This is a genomic window from Amycolatopsis sp. cg13, from assembly GCF_041346965.1.
In the GTDB taxonomy this organism is placed as follows: domain Bacteria; phylum Actinomycetota; class Actinomycetes; order Mycobacteriales; family Pseudonocardiaceae; genus Amycolatopsis.
This window is the reverse complement of sequence record NZ_CP166848.1, coordinates 3,509,724-3,528,863: the sequence shown is the minus strand read 5'-3', so window position 1 is coordinate 3,528,863 and position 19,140 is coordinate 3,509,724. Positions and strand designations below refer to the sequence as shown.

General features: G+C 64.7%; 8 protein-coding genes and 3 rRNA genes. 7 read left to right on the top strand and 4 right to left on the bottom strand.

The window, feature by feature from the left end; all coding sequences use genetic code 11:
• The first annotated feature begins 260 nt into the window (after nucleotides 1-260).
• The 7 genes from dnaE to rrf all read left to right on the top strand — a co-directional run bounded on the left by dnaE (nucleotide 261) and on the right by rrf (nucleotide 13,961).
• Nucleotides 261-3,851: a DNA polymerase III subunit alpha gene (gene dnaE, locus AB5I40_RS16010; protein ID WP_370939285.1), complete on the top strand. Its 3,591-nt coding sequence runs from the start codon at nucleotides 261-263 to the stop codon at nucleotides 3,849-3,851.
• Nucleotides 3,851-5,320, top strand: coding sequence for an MFS transporter (locus AB5I40_RS16005; RefSeq protein ID WP_370940531.1), 1,470 nt, complete (start codon nucleotides 3,851-3,853; stop codon nucleotides 5,318-5,320). Before dnaE ends, AB5I40_RS16005 begins: the two co-directional genes overlap by 1 nt.
• A 988-nt stretch (nucleotides 5,321-6,308) precedes the next feature.
• The gene (locus tag AB5I40_RS16000; RefSeq protein WP_370939284.1) at nucleotides 6,309-7,118 is read left to right on the top strand and encodes a MerR family transcriptional regulator; all 810 of its coding nucleotides are present in this window, start codon (nucleotides 6,309-6,311) and stop codon (nucleotides 7,116-7,118) included.
• A gap of 102 nt (nucleotides 7,119-7,220) precedes the next feature.
• Nucleotides 7,221-8,411: a low temperature requirement protein A gene (locus AB5I40_RS15995; RefSeq protein WP_370939282.1), complete on the top strand. Its 1,191-nt coding sequence runs from the start codon at nucleotides 7,221-7,223 to the stop codon at nucleotides 8,409-8,411.
• A 436-nt stretch (nucleotides 8,412-8,847) separates the two neighbouring features.
• Nucleotides 8,848-10,367 (top strand): 16S ribosomal RNA (locus AB5I40_RS15990).
• A 279-nt stretch (nucleotides 10,368-10,646) separates the two neighbouring features.
• Nucleotides 10,647-13,759, top strand: a 23S ribosomal RNA gene (locus AB5I40_RS15985).
• 85 nt (nucleotides 13,760-13,844) lie between these two features.
• A 5S ribosomal RNA gene (gene rrf / locus AB5I40_RS15980) occupies nucleotides 13,845-13,961 on the top strand.
• The 16S, 23S and 5S rRNA genes sit together here, the layout of an rRNA operon.
• An 875-nt stretch (nucleotides 13,962-14,836) precedes the next feature.
• Here rrf and AB5I40_RS15975 read toward each other — a convergent pair.
• The 4 genes from AB5I40_RS15975 to lipA all read right to left on the bottom strand — a co-directional run bounded on the left by AB5I40_RS15975 (nucleotide 14,837) and on the right by lipA (nucleotide 19,020).
• A complete protein-coding gene (locus AB5I40_RS15975; protein ID WP_370939281.1) occupies nucleotides 14,837-16,036 on the bottom strand; it encodes an Ig-like domain-containing protein in 1,200 nt (399 codons plus the stop codon).
• 134 nt (nucleotides 16,037-16,170) lie between these two features.
• A complete protein-coding gene (locus AB5I40_RS15970; protein ID WP_370939280.1) occupies nucleotides 16,171-17,040 on the bottom strand; it encodes a patatin-like phospholipase family protein in 870 nt (289 codons plus the stop codon).
• Nucleotides 17,041-17,247: 207 nt separating this feature from the next.
• A complete protein-coding gene (locus AB5I40_RS15965) occupies nucleotides 17,248-17,916 on the bottom strand; it encodes a DedA family protein (protein ID WP_370939279.1) in 669 nt (222 codons plus the stop codon).
• 102 nt (nucleotides 17,917-18,018) lie between these two features.
• A complete protein-coding gene (gene lipA, locus AB5I40_RS15960; protein WP_370939278.1) occupies nucleotides 18,019-19,020 on the bottom strand; it encodes a lipoyl synthase in 1,002 nt (333 codons plus the stop codon).
• Nucleotides 19,021-19,140 lie beyond the last annotated feature (120 nt).

Here is a 19,140-nt window from a genome sequence, read left to right as displayed (position 1 = left end):
GCTCCCGGGTGACTCTCGGCCGCCCGGCTCTCAGGAGGCCCGGTTTTGTCGGTGCCGGGTGCGACCGTGTCCGGGTACTTGAGGGGCGCACCGGCGATCACCACGCCGAACGCGTCCCGGCGCGTCGCAGGCGCGCTCGGCCCGCTGAAGAGAGAGGATCCAGACGGAACGGCCGGACCGCGGCGGACTAGGGTGGACAGCCCGGGCCCGCCGCGTCGACCGGAGCCGGGAAGCCGTCTGCCTAGGGGAGGTTTTCGCTGGTGTCGAACGATTCTTTCGTCCACCTGCACGTCCACACCGAGTATTCGATGCTGGACGGTGCGGCGAAGATCGGTCCTTTGTTCTCGGAGGCGGCCCGGTTGGGGATGCCCGCGGTCGGGATGACTGATCACGGGAACATGTACGGCGGGGACGAGTTTTTCCAGACGTCGAAGAAGCACGGGATCAAGCCGATCATCGGGATTGAGGCCTACGTCGCGCCGGAGTCGCGGTTTCACAAGAAGCCGGTGTTCTGGGGGCAGTCGAACCAGCGTGGCGCGGACGAGCTGGGCGAGGGCGGCGACGTGTCGGGTGCGGGCGCGTATACGCACATGACGATGCTGGCGGGGAACGCGACCGGGTTGCGGAATTTGTTCAAGCTGTCGTCGCTGGCCTCGATCCAGGGCTATTACCGCAAGCCGCGGATGGATCGTGAGCTGATCTCGGAGAACGCGGCGGGGATCATCGCGACGACGGGGTGTCCGTCGGGCGAGGTGCAGACGCGGTTGCGGCTGGGGCAGCGGGAGGCGGCGATCCAGGCGGCGTCGGACTACAAGGACATTTTCGGGGCGGGGAATTTCTTCCTGGAGTTGATGGATCACGGTTTGCCGATCGAGCGGTCGGTGCGGGAGGGTCTGCTGGAGATCGGGAAGTTGCTGGACCTGCCGCCGTTGGCGACGAACGACTCGCATTATGTGACGAAGGATCAGGCGGACACGCACTCGGCGCTGTTGTGCGTGCAGGCGGGCAAGACGTTGAACGATCCGACGCGGTTCAAGTTCGACGGGGACGGTTATTTCCTGAAGTCGGCGGACGAGATGCGGGAGTATTGGGACAAGGAGGTCCCGGGCGCGGCGGACAACACGCTGCTGATCGCGGAGCGCGTGGAGTCGTATGAGGACGTGTACACGCACAAGGACCGGATGCCGGTCTTCGACGTCCCCGAAGGCCACACCGATGCTTCCTGGCTGCGCCATCAGGTGGCCGAGGGTCTCAAGTGGCGGTTCCCCGAAGGCATCCCGGACGGCTACGAGGAGCGCTGCGACTACGAACTCGGCGTCATCGAGGGCAAGGGCTTCCCGTCCTACTTCCTCATCACCGCCGACCTCATCCAGCACGCGCGGGAGGTCGGCATCCTGGTCGGCCCCGGCCGTGGTTCCGCGGCGGGCGCGCTGGTCGCGTACGCGCTGGGCATCACGAACCTCGACCCGATCCCGCAGAAGCTGCTGTTCGAGCGGTTCCTGAACCCGGAGCGCATGTCGATGCCCGATATCGACATCGACTTCGACGACCGCCGGCGCGGCGAGATGATCCGGTACGCCACCGACAAGTACGGCGCGGACCGGGTCGCCCAGGTGATCACCTTCGGCACCATTAAGACCAAGGCGGCGATCAAGGACTCCGCCCGCGTGCACTACGGCCAGCCGGGCTACTCGATCGCGGACCGGATTTCGAAGGCGCTGCCGCCGCCGATCATGGCGAAGGACATCCCGCTGTCGGGCATCGTCGACTCGAAGCACGAGCGCTACGCCGAGGCCGCCGAGGTCCGCACGCTGGTCGAGACCGACGAAGAGTGCAAGACGATCTTCGACACCGCCCGCGGCCTCGAAGGCCTGATCCGCAACGCGGGCGTGCACGCCTGCGCGGTGATCATGTCGAGCGAACCGCTCACCGACGCGATCCCGGTGTGGCAGCGCGACGACGGCTCCATCATCACCGGCTGGGACTATCCGTCGTGCGAGGCCATCGGCCTGCTGAAGATGGACTTCCTGGGCCTGCGCAACCTCACCGTCATCGGCGACGCCCTGGAGAACATCAAGGTCAACCGCGGCGAGGAGATCGACCTCGACCGGCTCGGCTTCGACGATCCCGAGTCGTACAAGCTCCTCGGCCGCGGCGACACGCTCGGCGTGTTCCAGCTCGACGGCGGCGCGATGCGCGACCTGCTGCGGCGCATGCTGCCGACCGGGTTCGAGGACATCATCGCGGTGCTCGCGCTGTACCGCCCCGGCCCGATGGGCATGAACGCGCACAACGACTACGCCGACCGCAAGAACAACCGGCAGCAGATCAAGCCCATCCACCCGCAGCTGGAGGAACCGCTGCGGGAGATCCTGTCCGAGACCTACGGCCTGATCGTCTACCAAGAGCAGATCATGCAGATCGCCCAGAAGGTCGCGGGCTACACGATGGGCCGAGCGGACACGCTCCGCCGCGCGATGGGCAAGAAGAAGAAGGAAGTCCTCGAAAAGGAGTACGAGGGCTTCGAAGAGGGCATGCGGTCCAGCCCGCTCGTCGAGGGCGGCTTCTCGCCGGAAGCGGTCAAGGCGCTGTGGGACACGATTCTCCCGTTCGCCGGGTACGCGTTCAACAAGTCGCACGCCGCCGCGTACGGCCTGATCGCGTACTGGACCGCGTACCTCAAGGCGAACTACACCGCGGAGTACATGGCCGCGCTGCTGACGTCGGTGGGTGACAACAAGGACAAGTCGGCGATCTATCTGTCGGAGTGCCGACGGCTGGGGATCAAGGTATTGCCGCCGGACGTGAACGAGTCGGCGTTGCGGTTCGCGGCCGTCGGGAACGACATCCGCTTCGGTCTGGGCGCGGTGCGCAACGTGGGCGCGAACGTGGTGGAGTCGATCATCAAGACGCGCGAGGAGAAGGGCAAGTACTCCTCGTTCACCGAGTTCCTGGACAAGTCGGAGCTGGTGGCCTGCAACAAGCGGGTGATCGAGTCGCTGATCAAGGCGGGCGCGTTCGATTCGATGGGTCACACGCGGCTGTCGATGATCCAGGTGCACGAGGACGCGGTGGAAGCCGTCGTCCCGCTCAAGCGCCAGGAAGCGATGGGCCAATTCGACCTGTTCGGCTCGTTCGGAGCCGACGACGGCGACGCGGCCGAGGCTGCTCCGTCCTCCTCGCCGCTCGCGCACCTCAAGTTCGGCGAAGAGGAGTACCCGCGCAAGCAGCTCCTCGCCTACGAGCGCGAAATGCTAGGCCTGTACGTTTCGGCGCACCCGCTCGACGGGGCGGAGCGCATCCTCCGCAAACACGCCCCGAAGCCGATCGCCGCGCTGCTCGCCGACCCGCCGAAGGAGGGCGAGGTCGTCATCTCCGGCCTGCTCACCTCGCTCGAACGCCGGGTCAACAAGAAGGGCGAGCCCTGGGCGATCTGCACCGTCGAGGACATGGACGCCGCGCTCGAGGTGCTGTTCTTCGCCAAGGCGTACTCGATGTTCGCCGCGGATCTGGTCGAGGACAACGCGGTGCTGGTGAAGGGCCGGGTCAACTGGCGCGAGGACAAGATGTCGGTGTTCGGCGGCGGGCTCGTGCCGCTGGACCTGTCCGAGATCGGCAACGGCGACGAGGAACCGCCGCTGGTGCTGCTGGCCGCCGCGGAGAAGATCGACCAGGCGGTGGTCAGCGAACTGAAGTCGACGCTGCTGGCGCACAAGGGCGATACGCCGGTGCACCTCAAGCTCGTCGGCAAGAACCAGACGGTCTTCGCGCTTTACGATTACCCGGTGAAGGTCAGTTCGATGCTCATCGGTGAGCTCAAGGGCATCCCTGGGATCACCGCCAACACATGATGACCGGGGCGGAGCCGGATCCCCGCCGCTGGCGGGCGCTCGCGGTCACCCTCGCCGCCGGGTTCATGACGTTGCTGGACGTCAGCATCGTCAACACGGCTCTGCCCTCGATCCAGCGCGACCTGCACACCGGCGCGGGCACCATCCAGTGGGTGGTCTCGGGCTATGCCCTCACCTTCGGCCTGGTCCTGGTCACCGGCGGCCGGCTCGGCGACGCGCTGGGCCGCCGCCGGATGTTCCTGATCGCGCTGGCCGCGTTCGTCGCGACAAGCGCGCTCGCCGGAGCGGCCTCCGACCCGGCGACGCTCGTCGCCGCCCGGCTCGCCCAGGGCTGTGCCGCGGGCATGCTGACGCCGCAGAACAGCGGCCTGATCCAGGATCTGTTCCGCGGCGCCGAACGCGGCCGGGCGTTCGGCATGTTCGGCGCGGTCGTCGGCATCTCCACCGCGGTCGGGCCGGTGCTCGGCGGCGTGATCCTCGCGCTGTTCGGCGACCCGGACGGCTGGCGGTGGGTGTTCTACGTGAACGTGCCGATCGGCGTCGTCGCGTTCGGGCTCGCGATGAAACTGCTGCCGCACGCGGACCGGCGGAAACTCCGGTGGCGCACGGAAATCGACTATGTCGGGATCGTGCTGCTGGCCGTCGCGGTGCTCGGCGTGCTGCTTCCGCTCGTGCAATCCGAACGGGGCGGGCTCGGCCGGTTCTGGTGGCTGTTCGGGGTGGCGATCGTCTTCGGCGTGGCGTTCGTGTGGTGGGAACGGCGCGTTACGCGAAAGAACCGGCCGCCGCTGCTGGACATCCGGCTCTTCACCGGCACCCCGGGCTACGCCAGCGGCGCTGCGGTCGGAGCGCTGTACTTCTGCGGGTTCGCCGGGATCTGGCTGGTGTTCGCGCTCTTCTTCCAACAAGGGCTCGGATACACGCCGCTGCAGTCAGGCCTGGCAGTCACTCCGTTCGCTTTGAGCTCTGCCGTGACAGCAGCCGTCGCCGGACGGCTCGTGACCCGGTTCGGCCGGAGGCTGACCGTCACCGGCTTGAGCATCGTCGCGCTTTCGCTGCTGTCCGTGGCCTTGGTCGTGCAGTGGGTACCGCCATCTGCTGCGGGCTTCGCGGTCGCCGGTCCGCTGCTGATCGGCGGGATCGGCGGCGGAATGGTGATCTCGCCGAACACGACGCTCACCCTCGAATGCGTCCCGAACCGCCTGGCCGGCGTCGCCGGGGGAGCGCTGCAGACCGGCCAGCGGATCGGCACCGCGATCGGCACAGCCGTGCTGGCGTCGGTGTTCGAATCGGTGGTCCCGGCGGCCGGGCACCAGACCGCGCTCACCGCGGCGATGTGCTGCGCCGCCGGGCTCACGCTGGTCGCGCTGGCTTTCGCGACCCTGGAACTTCGCGCCCGCAGGAGGCGTGCCATCCTGACGGAGGACCGCCAAGCCGCGCAGTCCGCAGCGAATATTCACCGTACGTAATCTGGCAACTCTTATCTTGCCGGTTCGGTGAGCTACTTACCGCCACCAGGTGATACTCCATCCGGGTGACAGGTGACCTTCGGCCCTAGTGCTACTCAGAGCAACCGAGTAGACCTTATGGAGCCTTCAGAACGACACTTTGGCTACCTACAGTGGCAATTCGTTCGATCGACCGGGGATGGGTCGATCGGCCGAGAGGCTCGGGAGTCCGAAGTTCCGGGGAATGGACACCCGGAGTCGCATTCCGGTACGAAATTCGTCGGCGTCCGCGGGGGACCGTACGGCGAATCGCCGGGGCACTGCCCGGAGTGGCCGGCCGAGTGCGCGCGAAGGCAACGGGGCGGGCCCGGGCGAGGGGGAACCGGGCCCGCCCGCCTTTCCCTTCCCGGCTCGACCTTGCCCGTGGGCTGGCCGCGGAGGTTCCGAGCGGGCTCGCCGTGGTGCTCGACCTCTCCGGCGGGCCGTCCGCGGAGGTTCCCGAGCGGGGCTTGCCGGGTCGCTCGACGTTGCCCGCGGGCTGGCCGCGGAGGTTCCGAGCGGGGTTTGCCGGGGCGCTCGACCTGGCACGCGGGCCGTCCGCGGGGGTTCCTGAACGGGGCTTGCCGTAGCGCTCGACGTTGTCTTTGGACTCGGCTGCGCGGTTCTTGGTGGGTTGAACTTTATGCGTGCGAGGTCGGCGTTGTCTTTGGACTCGGCTGCGCGGTTCTTGGTGGGTTGAACTCTGTGCGTGCGAGGTCGGCGCTGTCTTTGGGCCCCGGCCGGGCGGCTCCGGGCGCGTCGAACGTCCGTCGTCTTCGGGCCAGGGCACCCGGCTCCGCGCGTGCCGAATGCCGCCAGTGCCGCTCGGCCGGGCCCGCCTGGGCCGCGCGGCTCGGGCGGGCCGAAACGCGTGTCGCTCGGCGGCCGCGCGGCCCAGGATGCTTCCCGCCTCTTGACCTTCCCCTCGGGGACGGCCCCACGCTCAGGGCGTTCCGAACGAGGGAGACCCATGACGGACCTGCTGACCATCGGCGCGTTCGCGCGCCTGGCCCGCCTTTCGCCCAAAGCGCTGCGGCTCTACGACGAGATGAACCTGCTGCCGCCCGCCCGCGTCGACCCGGACACCGGCTACCGCTGGTACTCGCCGGATCAGCTCGACCGGGCCCGGCACGTCGTCCAGTTGCGCGGGCTCGAGATGCCGCTGCCGCGGATCCGGGCCGTCCTCGATCTGCCGCCGGACGCCGCGGCGGCCGAGGTCCGCGCGTACTGGGAGGAGCAGGAACGGGCGTGGCACGCGAAGCGGGAACTTGCCGGATTCTTCCTCGACCAGCTGGCAGGAAAGGAAACCCCGATGTACGACGTGTCCGTTCGCGAAATGCCCGCTCGCACGCTGCTCACCACCTCCGAGCACCTGACCGCCGACAAGATCGGCGAGTTCGCCGCCCCGCTCTTCGCGTTCTTCGGCGGCCCAGCGGTCCCGCGCCCGGAAGGCGGCGCCGGACGGCCTTTCCTGCGCTACCACGGAGAAATCAGCAATGACAGCGACGGCCTGGTCGAGTTTTGCTGCCCGATCGATCCCGACAGCGGGGAGATCGCCTTTCCGGAGATGACGCTCAGCACCGATGACGCGGGCCGAGAGGCTTACGTCACCGTGCCGAAGGCGAACATGATGACCGCGCTCGGCGCCGAATCGCTGCACCGCTGGCTGATCGACCACGACGTCGAAGCCGATTGGAAGCCGCGTCAGATCTTCCTGTGCGATCCCGGTGCGGCCGGCCTCGACGATCCGGTCTTCGAGCTGGCGGTCCGGCTGCGCTGAGACGTCCGGTTTCACCCGGTTCCGGCTGCTCGGGGATGTCGCGCTCGCGCGGGGCCGTCGATCATGTTGGGATGGCCGCGTTCTGCGAAGAGGGGAGCGCTCATGGCCCACGAGGCATCGCCGGGCAACCGGATCCGGGTGTGGTACCGACCGATGCGGGCGCGCGACACCAATGAAGGACACCGCGCGTCGACGCCGCTGGAATTGCTGTTCGACCTGTGTTTCGTGGTCGCCGTCGGCCAGGCCGCCGCGCAACTGCACCACGCGCTTTCCGAAGGCCACGTCGGGCACGGGGTGCTCAGCTTCGGGATGGTGTTCTTCGCGATCTGGTGGGGCTGGCTGAACTTCAGCTGGTTCGCCTCGGCGTTCGACACCGACGACGTGCCTTACCGACTCGCCACTCTCGTCCAGATCGCCGGCGGGCTGACCGTCGCAGCGGGCGTGGACAAAGCCTTCGGCGGCGACTTCACGATCGTGGTCATCGGGTACGTCCTGATGCGCCTGGCCGCGGTCACGCAGTGGCTTCGCGCGGCACGGCAAGCACCGGAGATCCGCTCGACCGCGTACTTCTACGCGCTCGGCATCACGCTCTGCCAGATCCTGTGGGTCGTCCGGCTCGCGATTCCCGGCACCGCGGGGTTCGTCAGCTTCTTCGTCGTCCTGGTCCTGGAACTCGCGGTGCCGGCGGTAGCGGAAGCGCGGACCACCACGCCGTGGCACTCGCATCACATCGCCGAGCGGTACGGGCTTTTCACGCTGATCGTGCTCGGCGAAACCGTGCTCAGCGCCACCAACGCGGTGAAAGAGGGGATCGCGGAGGGAGAGCACACGGGGGAGCTGGTGTCGCTGGCCGTCGCGGGCCTGGTCCTGGTGTTCTCGATGTGGTGGCTGTATTTCGACCAGCCGGGGCACGCCCGGCTCGAACGCGGTAACTCCCGATGGACCGCGTTGAGCTGGGGATACGGGCACTACCTGATTTTCGGTTCGGCAGCGGCGGTCGGCGCCGGGCTGGAACTGGCGGTCGGCTTCGACAGCGGGCAGGCGCACGTCAGCGGCATCGTGACCGCGCTGGCCGTGACGATCCCGGTCGCGATCTTCTTGCTCAGCGTGTGGCTGCTGCACATCGGACCGACCAACGAATGCCGTCCGATCGCGATCGGCTTCCCGGCGGCCGCGGTGCTCGTGCTCGCGGCGTCGTTCGGCCCGGCGCCGATCCACGTGACGGCGGCCCTGGCGGCGATCCTCGTCGGGGTCACGGTGATCGCGACGCACGGCGAGCGCGAGCCGGGCTGACCGCCCTCAGGCCTCGGCCGCCGGATCGACGCAGGTCAGGGGCTTGGCGCGAAAAAAGGGACCCCCCTGTTCGAGGGCTGTTTCGGGCCGTGTAATGTTCTCTTCGTCGCCAGGGAAACCCGGCGGCCACCGGGAACACGAACCAAGCTCCCACAGTAGTGGTAGAGTGGGTGGTCCCAAACCTCCGGAGCTGAACCAGCCCCCGACGAAGCCTCGAGCTTCCCAGGGTGTAGAGTTGGACTCCGGAAAAACAAAAGCTTGAAATAACGCATCGAGTTGGGCCTGGTTGATTCCGGGGCTGGTTCGGGGTGTGTTGCTTGAGAACTCAACAGTGTGCTAGTGAACTAAGCCAGTAGAGCTTAATATGAAACCCCCTCGTCGGGGTTTCCTTTGAGAATAATTGATTGAGAAGTAGTCTCGATCGAACTTTACAGCATTGTTGGAGAGTTTGATCCTGGCTCAGGACGAACGCTGGCGGCGTGCTTAACACATGCAAGTCGAACGCTGAACCGGTTTCGGCCGGGGATGAGTGGCGAACGGGTGAGTAACACGTGGGTAATCTGCCCTGTACTCTGGGATAAGCCTGGGAAACTGGGTCTAATACCGGATATGACCACTGCAGGCATCTGTGGTGGTGGAAAGTTCCGGCGGTACAGGATGAACCCGCGGCCTATCAGCTTGTTGGTGGGGTAATGGCCTACCAAGGCGACGACGGGTAGCCGGCCTGAGAGGGTGACCGGCCACACTGGGACTGAGACACGGCCCAGACTCCTACGGGAGGCAGCAGTGGGGAATATTGCACAATGGGCGCAAGCCTGATGCAGCGACGCCGCGTGAGGGATGACGGCCTTCGGGTTGTAAACCTCTTTCGCCAGGGACGAAGCGCAAGTGACGGTACCTGGATAAGAAGCACCGGCTAACTACGTGCCAGCAGCCGCGGTAATACGTAGGGTGCGAGCGTTGTCCGGAATTATTGGGCGTAAAGAGCTCGTAGGCGGTTTGTCGCGTCGGCCGTGAAATCTCCACGCTTAACGTGGAGCGTGCGGTCGATACGGGCAGACTTGAGTTCGGCAGGGGAGACTGGAATTCCTGGTGTAGCGGTGAAATGCGCAGATATCAGGAGGAACACCGGTGGCGAAGGCGGGTCTCTGGGCCGATACTGACGCTGAGGAGCGAAAGCGTGGGGAGCGAACAGGATTAGATACCCTGGTAGTCCACGCTGTAAACGTTGGGCGCTAGGTGTGGGCGACATTCCACGTTGTCCGTGCCGTAGCTAACGCATTAAGCGCCCCGCCTGGGGAGTACGGCCGCAAGGCTAAAACTCAAAGGAATTGACGGGGGCCCGCACAAGCGGCGGAGCATGTGGATTAATTCGATGCAACGCGAAGAACCTTACCTGGGCTTGACATGCGCCAGACATCCCCAGAGATGGGGCTTCCCTTGTGGTTGGTGTACAGGTGGTGCATGGCTGTCGTCAGCTCGTGTCGTGAGATGTTGGGTTAAGTCCCGCAACGAGCGCAACCCTTATCCTACGTTGCCAGCGCGTCATGGCGGGGACTCGTGGGAGACTGCCGGGGTCAACTCGGAGGAAGGTGGGGATGACGTCAAGTCATCATGCCCCTTATGTCCAGGGCTTCACACATGCTACAATGGCTGGTACAGAGGGCTGCGATACCGCGAGGTGGAGCGAATCCCTTAAAGCCGGTCTCAGTTCGGATCGCAGTCTGCAACTCGACTGCGTGAAGTCGGAGTCGCTAGTAATCGCAGATCAGCAACGCTGCGGTGAATACGTTCCCGGGCCTTGTACACACCGCCCGTCACGTCATGAAAGTCGGTAACACCCGAAGCCCATGGCCCAACCCTTATGGGAGGGAGTGGTCGAAGGTGGGACTGGCGATTGGGACGAAGTCGTAACAAGGTAGCCGTACCGGAAGGTGCGGCTGGATCACCTCCTTTCTAAGGAGCACAACACATCCCAGTCATCGTGCTGGGAGTGGCCGTCGCTCAGTGCCCGAATGTGGTGCTGTGACGGTTGCTCAAGGAATTGTGGAACTACTGGTTAAGGCTCATCGCGGTGGTTGAGACCGCCGGTTAGTACTGCGGCTTGCCGCGTGGAAGGCCGGTCGTCGATCCGGGTGGTGGGTTGTTTGCTGGCACGCTGTTGGGTCCTGAGGCAACACACGTTGTTTCTGGTGTGGTGTTTGAGAACTGTAGAGTGGATGCGAGCATCTTTGTGGTCAAGTTGTTAAGGGCACATGGTGGATGTCTTGGCTTCAGGAGCCGATGAAGGACGTGGGAGGCTGCGATATGCCTCGGGGAGCTGTCAACCGAGCTGTGATCCGAGGATTTCCGAATGGGGAAACCCAGCACCAGTGATGTGGTGTTACCCGCCGGTGAATATATAGCCGGTGTGGAGGGAACGCGGGGAAGTGAAACATCTCAGTACCCGCAGGAAGAGAAAACAAAAGTGATTCCGTGAGTAGTGGCGAGCGAAAGCGGAAGAGGCTAAACCGTTTGCATGTCAAGCTGTCAGGCGTTGTGCAGGCGGTGTTGTGGGACCCACCTTGGAGAGACTGACATTTCTCCGGATGTACGCGATGGTTAGCGGAACGCCTTGGGACGGGCGGCCGGAGCGGGTGAGAGCCCCGTACGCGAAAGCTGTCGTTGTAGGTCTTGGTGGTGTTCCCGAGTAGCAGCGAGCTCGTGGAATTTGCTGTGAATCTGCCGGGACCACCCGGTAAGCCTAAATACTTCCTGAAGACCGATAGCGGACGAGTACCGTGAGGGAAAGATGAAAAGTACCCCGGGAGGGGAGTGAAAGAGTACCTGAAACCGTGTGCCTACAAGCCGTCAGAGCGTTTCGACGTGATGGCGTGCCTTTTGAAGAATGAGCCTGCGAGTTAGTGCTGCGTGGCGAGGTTAACCCGGGTGGGGTAGCCGTAGCGAAAGCGAGTCTGAATAGGGCGATATAGTCGCGTGGTCTAGACCCGAAGCGGAGTGATCTACCCATGGCCAGGGTGAAGCGACGGTAAGACGTCGTGGAGGCCCGAACCCACTTAGGTTGAAAACTGAGGGGATGAGCTGTGGGTAGGGGTGAAAGGCCAATCAAACTCCGTGATAGCTGGTTCTCCCCGAAATGCATTTAGGTGCAGCGTCGCGTGTTTCTTGCCGGGGGTAGAGCTACTGGATGGTCTAGGGGCCTTACCGGGTTACCGAAATCAACCAAACTCCGAATACCGGTTAGTGAGAGCGCGGCAGTGAGACGGCGGGGGATAAGCTTCGTCGTCGAGAGGGAAACAGCCCAGAACACCAGCTAAGGCCCCTAAGTGTGTGCTCAGTGGGAAAGGATGTGGGATTGCCCAGACAACCAGGAGGTTGGCTTAGAAGCAGCCACCCTTGAAAGAGTGCGTAATAGCTCACTGGTCAAGTGGTCCTGCGCCGACAATGTAGCGGGGCTTAAGCACACCGCCGAAGCTGTGTCATTCACACAATACATCCGCCGTTTCTTCGGATTCGGTGCAGTGGTGTGGATGGGTAGGGGAGCGTCCTGCATCCAGGGAAGCGGCCGCGGAAGCGAGTCGTGGAGGGTGCGGGAGTGAGAATGCAGGCATGAGTAGCGAATGCAGAGTGAGAAACTCTGCCGCCGGATGACCAAGGGTTCCTGGGCCAGGCTAATCCGCCCAGGGTAAGTCGGGACCTAAGGCGAGGCCGACAGGCGTAGTCGATGGACAACGGGTTGATATTCCCGTACCCGAGCATGTGCGCCCATGGCGAGGCGGTTGACACTAACCACCCGAAGCCGGCATGGAAGTCTTCGGACGGAAGTGCCGTGTGGAGCGTGGGACCTGATTCCGTAGTAGTCAAGCGATGGGGTGACGCAGGAAGGTAGCTCCGCCAGGCGATGGTTGTCCTGGTGTAAGCGTGTAGGCCGTCATGTAGGCAAATCCGCATGGCAACAGGCTGAGACGTGATGCGTAGCCGTTTGAGGCGAAGTGGGTGATCCTATGCTGTCGAGAAAAGCCTCTAGTGAGTGCATGCACGGCCCGTACCCCAAACCAACACAGGTGGTCAGGTAGAGAATACCAAGGCGATCGGGTGAACTGTGGTTAAGGAACTCGGCAAAATGCCCCCGTAACTTCGGGAGAAGGGGGGCCAAGCACCGTGAAGCTTCACGCAAGTGGAGCGGTGGTTGGCCGCAGAGACCAGCGGAAAGCGACTGTTTACTAAAAACACAGGTCCATGCGAAGTCGCAAGACGATGTATATGGACTGACGCCTGCCCGGTGCTGGAACGTTAAGAGGACCGGTTAGCGCTTCGGCGCGAAGCTGAGAATTTAAGCGCCAGTAAACGGCGGTGGTAACTATAACCATCCTAAGGTAGCGAAATTCCTTGTCGGGTAAGTTCCGACCTGCACGAATGGCGTAACGACTTTCCGGCTGTCTCGACCACAGGCCCGGCGAAATTGCATTACGAGTAAAGATGCTCGTTACGCGCGGCAGGACGGAAAGACCCCGGGACCTTTACTATAGTTTGGTATTGGTTTTCGGTTCGGCTTGTGTAGGATAGGTGGGAGACTGTGAAGCGCTCACGCTAGTGGGTGTGGAGTCGTTGTTGAAATACCACTCTGGTCGGATTGGGAATCTGAACCTCGGACCATGATCTGGTTCAGGGACAGTGCCTGATGGGTAGTTTAACTGGGGCGGTTGCCTCCTAAAGGGTAACGGAGGCGCCCAAAGGTTCCCTCAGCCTGGTTGGCAATCAGGTGTCGAGTGCAAGTGCACAAGGGAGCTTGACTGTGAGACAGACATGTCGAGCAGGGACGAAAGTCGGGACTAGTGATCCGGCACCTCCTGGTGGAAGGGGTGTCGCTCAACGGATAAAAGGTACCCCGGGGATAACAGGCTGATCTTGCCCAAGAGTCCATATCGACGGCATGGTTTGGCACCTCGATGTCGGCTCGTCGCATCCTGGGGCCGGAGTAGGTCCCAAGGGTTGGGCTGTTCGCCCATTAAAGCGGCACGCGAGCTGGGTTTAGAACGTCGTGAGACAGTTCGGTCCCTATCCGCCGCGCGCGCAGGATACTTGAGGAAGGCTGTCCCTAGTACGAGAGGACCGGGACGGACGGACCTCTGGTGTGCCAGTTGTCACGCCAGTGGCATGGCTGGTTGGCTATGTTCGGAAGGGATAACCGCTGAAGGCATCTAAGCGGGAAGCCTGTTCCAAGATGAGGTATCCCACCCCATGTGGGTTAAGGCCCCCAAGAGACGATTGGGTTGATAGGCCAGAAATGGAAGCACAGTAATGTGTTGTCGAGTTGACTGGTACTAATAGGCCGAGGACTTGCCCACGAAGATGTTACGCATCCACTCTACGGTTCTGAAACACCACACCGGCTGTCACGACTGTGACAGGGTGTGTGTTGTTTCGGAGTGTTTCGGTGGTTTTAGCGTCAGGGAAACGCCCGGTCCCATTCCGAACCCGGAAGCTAAGCCTGACTGCGCCGATGGTACTGCAACCGAAGGGTTGTGGGAGAGTAGGACACCGCCGAACTTAACCTCAGTAGTCTGGGCCCCGGTCCGAGAACCCCCGCTGGTTCTCCCGGGGCCCAGACTCATTTCCAGACCTGTAAGGCCCGAACCTCAAGCGAGGTCCGAGCCTTCGTCATATCCGAGTTATCTCTGGGGGACTGCCGGAGCCTCGCGCGGCCGTTCGCCGCGCCGGCGAGCTTCACGTTGCCCGCGGGGCGATACAAGCCGGGTTTCCTGTCTGGCGGTGTCACTGCCGCAACGGGCTCTGGGCCGTGAGTAGGCGGGGATGAGCCAGCGGGACCGACCGGAGATCTCCCTGCCATCTAGTGCAGGCGTGCCGATGCGAGGGGAACCCAGCTACCCGCCGAAACGGATGGGCGCGACGGGAGGGAGTTCGGCCAGCAGCGCCGCAGCAGGGAAGGGCAGCCCGTGGCGGGCTTGGTCACATCGTCCGAAGCCGAAGCCGAAGCCGAAGCCGAAGCCGAAGCTGCGGCGCATGGCCAGGAACCAGGCCGGCGCCAGGCCGCTCGGGCCAGCCAGGCCGCTCGGGTCAGCCAGGGCGGTCAGGGCCAGTCAGGGCGGTCGGGGCCAAACCAGGCTAGTCGGATCGGCCGGGCCAGTCGGGGCAGCAGGGGCCAACCGGGCCAGTCGGATCGGCCGGGGGCCAACCGGCCCATTCGGAGCAGCCGGGTCAGCCGGAGTAGCCGGGTCAGCTGGAGCAGTCGAAGACCAGGCGGCTTGGCCGCAACCCCTGTCCGGTCCCGAGTCAGCCCGCGCGAACCTGGCCCCGTCGATCCCGTCCCGGGAACGAAAAAGGTGCCGGAGCGCGAAGCTCCGGCACCTCTCTGTCGAACCGCTAAGTCGAACCGAACCCGGTCCCCATTCCGGCCGCTGGTCTTACTGGGCCGAGCCCTTCTGCCAGTCGGCCCAGGACTTGGACCAGTCGCCGTACAGGTCCCACACCGGGAGCTGCGGGCCGCCCGAGTTGGTGACCTCCACGACGTCGCCTAGGCCGAAGTTGTTGAAGAACCATTCGGCGTTGGCGGCGTTCAGGTTGATGCAGCCGTGCGAGACGTTCGAGCTGCCCTGCTGCCCGACACTGTTCGGGTTCTCGTGGACGAACTCGCCGTCGTTCGAGATGCGCTGCGAGAACTTCTCGTTCGAGCGGTACGCCTTCGGGTCCGGCGGGCACACGCCGTAGGTGCAGGAGTCCATCGTGTAGTTCGCCTGCTTGTCCGAGATGACGTGCGGGCCGAGGTGGGTGGGCGTCGCGTCCTTGCCCATCGAGATCGGCATCGACTTCACCATCGAACCGTTGTGGAAGATCTGCATCTGCTCGCTGTTGCCGTCGGCTTTCGCGATCCACGAATCGTGCACCTTGTACGTTTCGGTGCGATCGTCCGCTCCGTACACGCCATTTCCGAAATCGACGCCGTAAATCTTCGCGGTGACCGTGAGCGTGGTGCCCGGCTTCCAGTATTCCTTCGGCCGGTAGTGGACGTTCTTGTCGTCCATCCAATACCAGCTGCCTTCTTGCTTCGGCGACGACTCGACCGTGAGCGCCTTCTCCACGGCCGCCTTGTTCTTCACCGCGGTCCCGAAGCTGAACACGATCGGCTGCCCCACGCCGACGCCGGTGCTCTTCACCGCGCCGGGGGCTGGGATGAGGTTCGCGTTCGCCTGCTTCTTCGGCGACAGCGTGGTGACCTGGCCCTGCTGTTCGACGGATTTCCCGTCCGCGCCTTGGGCATGCGCCTTCACCTGGTAGGTGCCGCCGTAGCCGAGGACCTCGGTGGTCGTCCAGCTGAGCTTGTCCGCCGCGAACTCGCCCGCGACGGGTTTGCCTTTGGCGCTCGTGACCGTGACGTCCGTGAGCTTCCCGTTCGCCGCCTTCACGACGATGGGCGTGCTCGGGCTGATCCCGGACGCGTTGGCCGGTTCGATCGACACCGAAGCCGGTGTCGCGGTCTGGCTCGACCCGCCCGGCGCACCGGGCGTGCCAGCGTCGCTGCCGCCGTCCCCGGAGGAACAAGCGGAAAGCAGCAAGGTCGCCGCGAGAATTCCGGCAACCGGAAAAAATGTCTTCTTCGGGAACATTATGTCTCTTTTGTGAGGGTCGCGGACCGGCAGGGTTCAACTGCAAAACTACGCGATCGGAAAGACGCCCTGACCGGTGGATCGGTGCATTGGGGTGACGCGGATCACTCTCGCGATTTCCGGCCGCCGGGCGATCAGGGCCGAAGCAATCCGGGGGCTCCGTACAGGCCCGGGCCGTCGACGGTGAGTTCCTTCAGATGGTCCCGTGCGGAGTGATAGGCCTGCGCCGCGAGATCGTCGGTGCGGGTGAAGTCCAGCGGGCTCACCTGAACCGGCGCCGGGCCCGGCAGGTAGACGACCGGCACCTGCCGAGCCGCGACCGGCGCTTCCAGGACGGCCTGATTGCGCATGCTGATCATCGCGGTGAACATCATGACCTCAGCGAACGTCCGGGGCGCGCCAGGCATTTTGCCGGGGAACGCGCAGTCGAGGACGACCAGCGACTTCGCGCCCATGCTCAACGCCTGACGCATCGGGACATTGGCGACCAGGCCGCCGTCGTAGAGGAGGCGGTCTTCGTATGGCACCGGCGGGTAGATGCCGGGGATCGCGCAGCTCGCCAGGAGCGGCGCCTGCAACGGGCCCGAGGTGAGCAGGACTGGTTCGGCGGTGTCGACGTCGGTGGTGACGACGCCCAGCGGCAGCGCCATGTCCTCGAACCGGCTGCCCGCGCCGAGGTGGTCGTCGATGATTTTGGCGAGGCCGGTGTTGGGGAAAAGGTGGGTTTTGCTGTGCCGGAGCGTCCGGACCTGGCTGAGCACGCCGCCGGGGAAGGCCTCGGCTTTGGTCATGTGCGCCCAGATGTCGCGAAGCCGCCCGAGCCGGTCGTCGCCGGGCAGGGAGAGCACCGCGGCGTTCAGCGAGCCGACGGACGTGCCGACCGCCAGATCCGGCGTGATGCCCGCTTCGTCGAGGGCTTGGAGCATGCCCACCTGCAACGCGCCGAGGCTGCCGCCCCCGCCGAGGACGAACGCGACCGGCTTCGGGAGGTCTAGTGCCTGCATACGGTCGAATCTAATTCGGGAACGGGACCTCGGGTGGGTGACTTCGGGTCCGGGGCGGGGGTTGGGGGAGTGAGGTTCGCCGCTTCTCTCGCTGACGGGACGGGCTGTGGCGGGTTAGCGCGAGGCGGGTCAGACGGTCGGTCCGGGCAATCCGACTGGCCCGCCTGTGAACCGGGAGGGCCGGGCAGGCCAGTCAGGCGCGGCGAACTAGCTGCCGGTGCGGGCAGGCTCCTCCGGCTGTTCGTCCGGAGAACCCGCAACACCCAGCGCCTTGCGCTTCTTCAAGCGCAGCAAGAAGAACACCAGCACCCCCACCACGAGTGCGGCCACCACCAGGAACCCGGTGTTCATCGCGCTCTCGACCTGCTTGGCCGCCTCTCCGAGCGCCGCGCCGAGGCTGATGTGCACCAGTGACCAGCAGAACGCGCCAGCCGCCGTAGCGGGGAGGAATTTGCGGAACGGCAGATTCGAGGCTCCCGCGGCGGCTGGCGTCAGGGTGCGCAGCACGGGCAGGAACCGTGCGAAGAAGACTGCCCATGCGCCTCGGCGTTCCAGGACGCCGGTGGCTCGGTCCCAGGCGTCCAGGCCGTACTTGCGAATGAGCTTCGTCTCCCGCAAGCGCGGCCCGAACTTTCGCCCGAGGACGTACCCGACCGAATCGCCCAGTGCCGCGCAGACGGTGACTACCGCCCACAGGGTCAGGAAGCGGGGCACGGACGTCGCCGTGGTCGCCGCGATCAGCAGGCCTGATTCGCCGGGGGCGATGAAGCCCAGGCCGATCGTGCACTCGGCGAACACGAGCCCGCCGGCTGCCGCGACGAGGCCCGGTTGGGGGAGTGCTTGCAACCAGTCGAGAAGGTCCGTTACTAAAGCCACACCATCACTTTACTGATTCTTGGGAATTGGGTGCCACGGTCGAGCGATCCGGGGACGACGAAGGGCCCCGGAGAGTAACCGGGGCCCTTCGGTGAACGGGTATCAGCGAGACAGCAGGCTGCTGGCTTCCTGCGCGGCCGGTCCTTCGGCGGTCAGGTGGGCCAGGTTTTCCGGCAGGTCTTCGCCGCGGTGGGCCTTGGTCTGGGCGTAGAGCCGTCCGGCGCGGTACGACGACCGCACCAGCGGCCCCGCCATCACACCAGGGAACCCAATAGCCTCAGCGGTTTTCGCGTGTTCCACGAACTCTTCCGGCTTGACCCAGCGGTCGACCGGGTGGTGCCGGGGCGAGGGGCGCAGGTACTGGGTGATCGTGATGATCTCGCAGCCCGCGTCGAAGAGATCCTGCAACGCCGTCGTCACCTCGTCCGGGGTTTCGCCCATGCCGAGGATCAGGTTCGACTTCGTCACCAAACCCGCCGCACGAGCCTGGGTGATGACATCCAAAGACCGCGCGTACCGGAACCCGGGACGGATCCGCTTGAAGATCCGCGGGACCGTCTCCACGTTGTGCGCCAGCACCTCCGGCCGCGACCCGAACACCTCAGCCAGCTGATCCGGCTCGGCGTTGAAGTCCGGGATCAGCAACTCGACGCCGGTACCGGGGTTCAACGCATGAATCTGCCGCACGGTCTCCGCGTACAGCCACGCACCGCCGTCAGCCAGGTCATCACGGGCGACACCGGTGATCGTCGAATACCGCAACCCCATGGCCTGCACCGACTCCGCGACCTTCCGCGGCTCGGTACGGTCCAGCGCAGCAGGCTTCCCCGTATCGATCTGGCAGAAATCGCAGCGCCGCGTGCACTGGTCGCCACCGATCAGGAAGGTGGCTTCGCGGTCTTCCCAGCATTCGTAGATGTTGGGACAACCCGCCTCTTCGCAAACGGTGTGCAGACCCTCGCGGCGCACCAGGCCTTTGAGTTCAGTGAACTCCGGACCCATCCGCACGCGCGTCTTGATCCACGACGGCTTCTTCTCGATCGGCGTCTCGCTGTTGCGCACCTCAAGCCGCAACAACTTCCGCCCCTCCGGTGCAGCACTCACGGGCTCCACCCTACGCCGGGGTTTTCCTGTGAACCGGGCCCGATCAACCCCCGGGACGGGCCGGAACGCACAGGGTTCTCCCAGAAGCTCTCCGGATTCCCCCGGACCGCCCCGGCACTC

Coding starts and splice junctions, on each gene's coding strand:
- AB5I40_RS16000 (WP_370939284.1), top strand. CDS start 6,309: ATGACGGACCTGCTGACCATCGGCGCGTTCGCGCGCCTGGCCCGCCTT.
- AB5I40_RS15975 (WP_370939281.1), bottom strand. CDS start 16,036: ATGTTCCCGAAGAAGACATTTTTTCCGGTTGCCGGAATTCTCGCGGCG.
- AB5I40_RS15995 (WP_370939282.1), top strand. CDS start 7,221: ATGGCCCACGAGGCATCGCCGGGCAACCGGATCCGGGTGTGGTACCGA.
- AB5I40_RS16005 (WP_370940531.1), top strand. CDS start 3,851: ATGACCGGGGCGGAGCCGGATCCCCGCCGCTGGCGGGCGCTCGCGGTC.
- AB5I40_RS15970 (WP_370939280.1), bottom strand. CDS start 17,040: ATGCAGGCACTAGACCTCCCGAAGCCGGTCGCGTTCGTCCTCGGCGGG.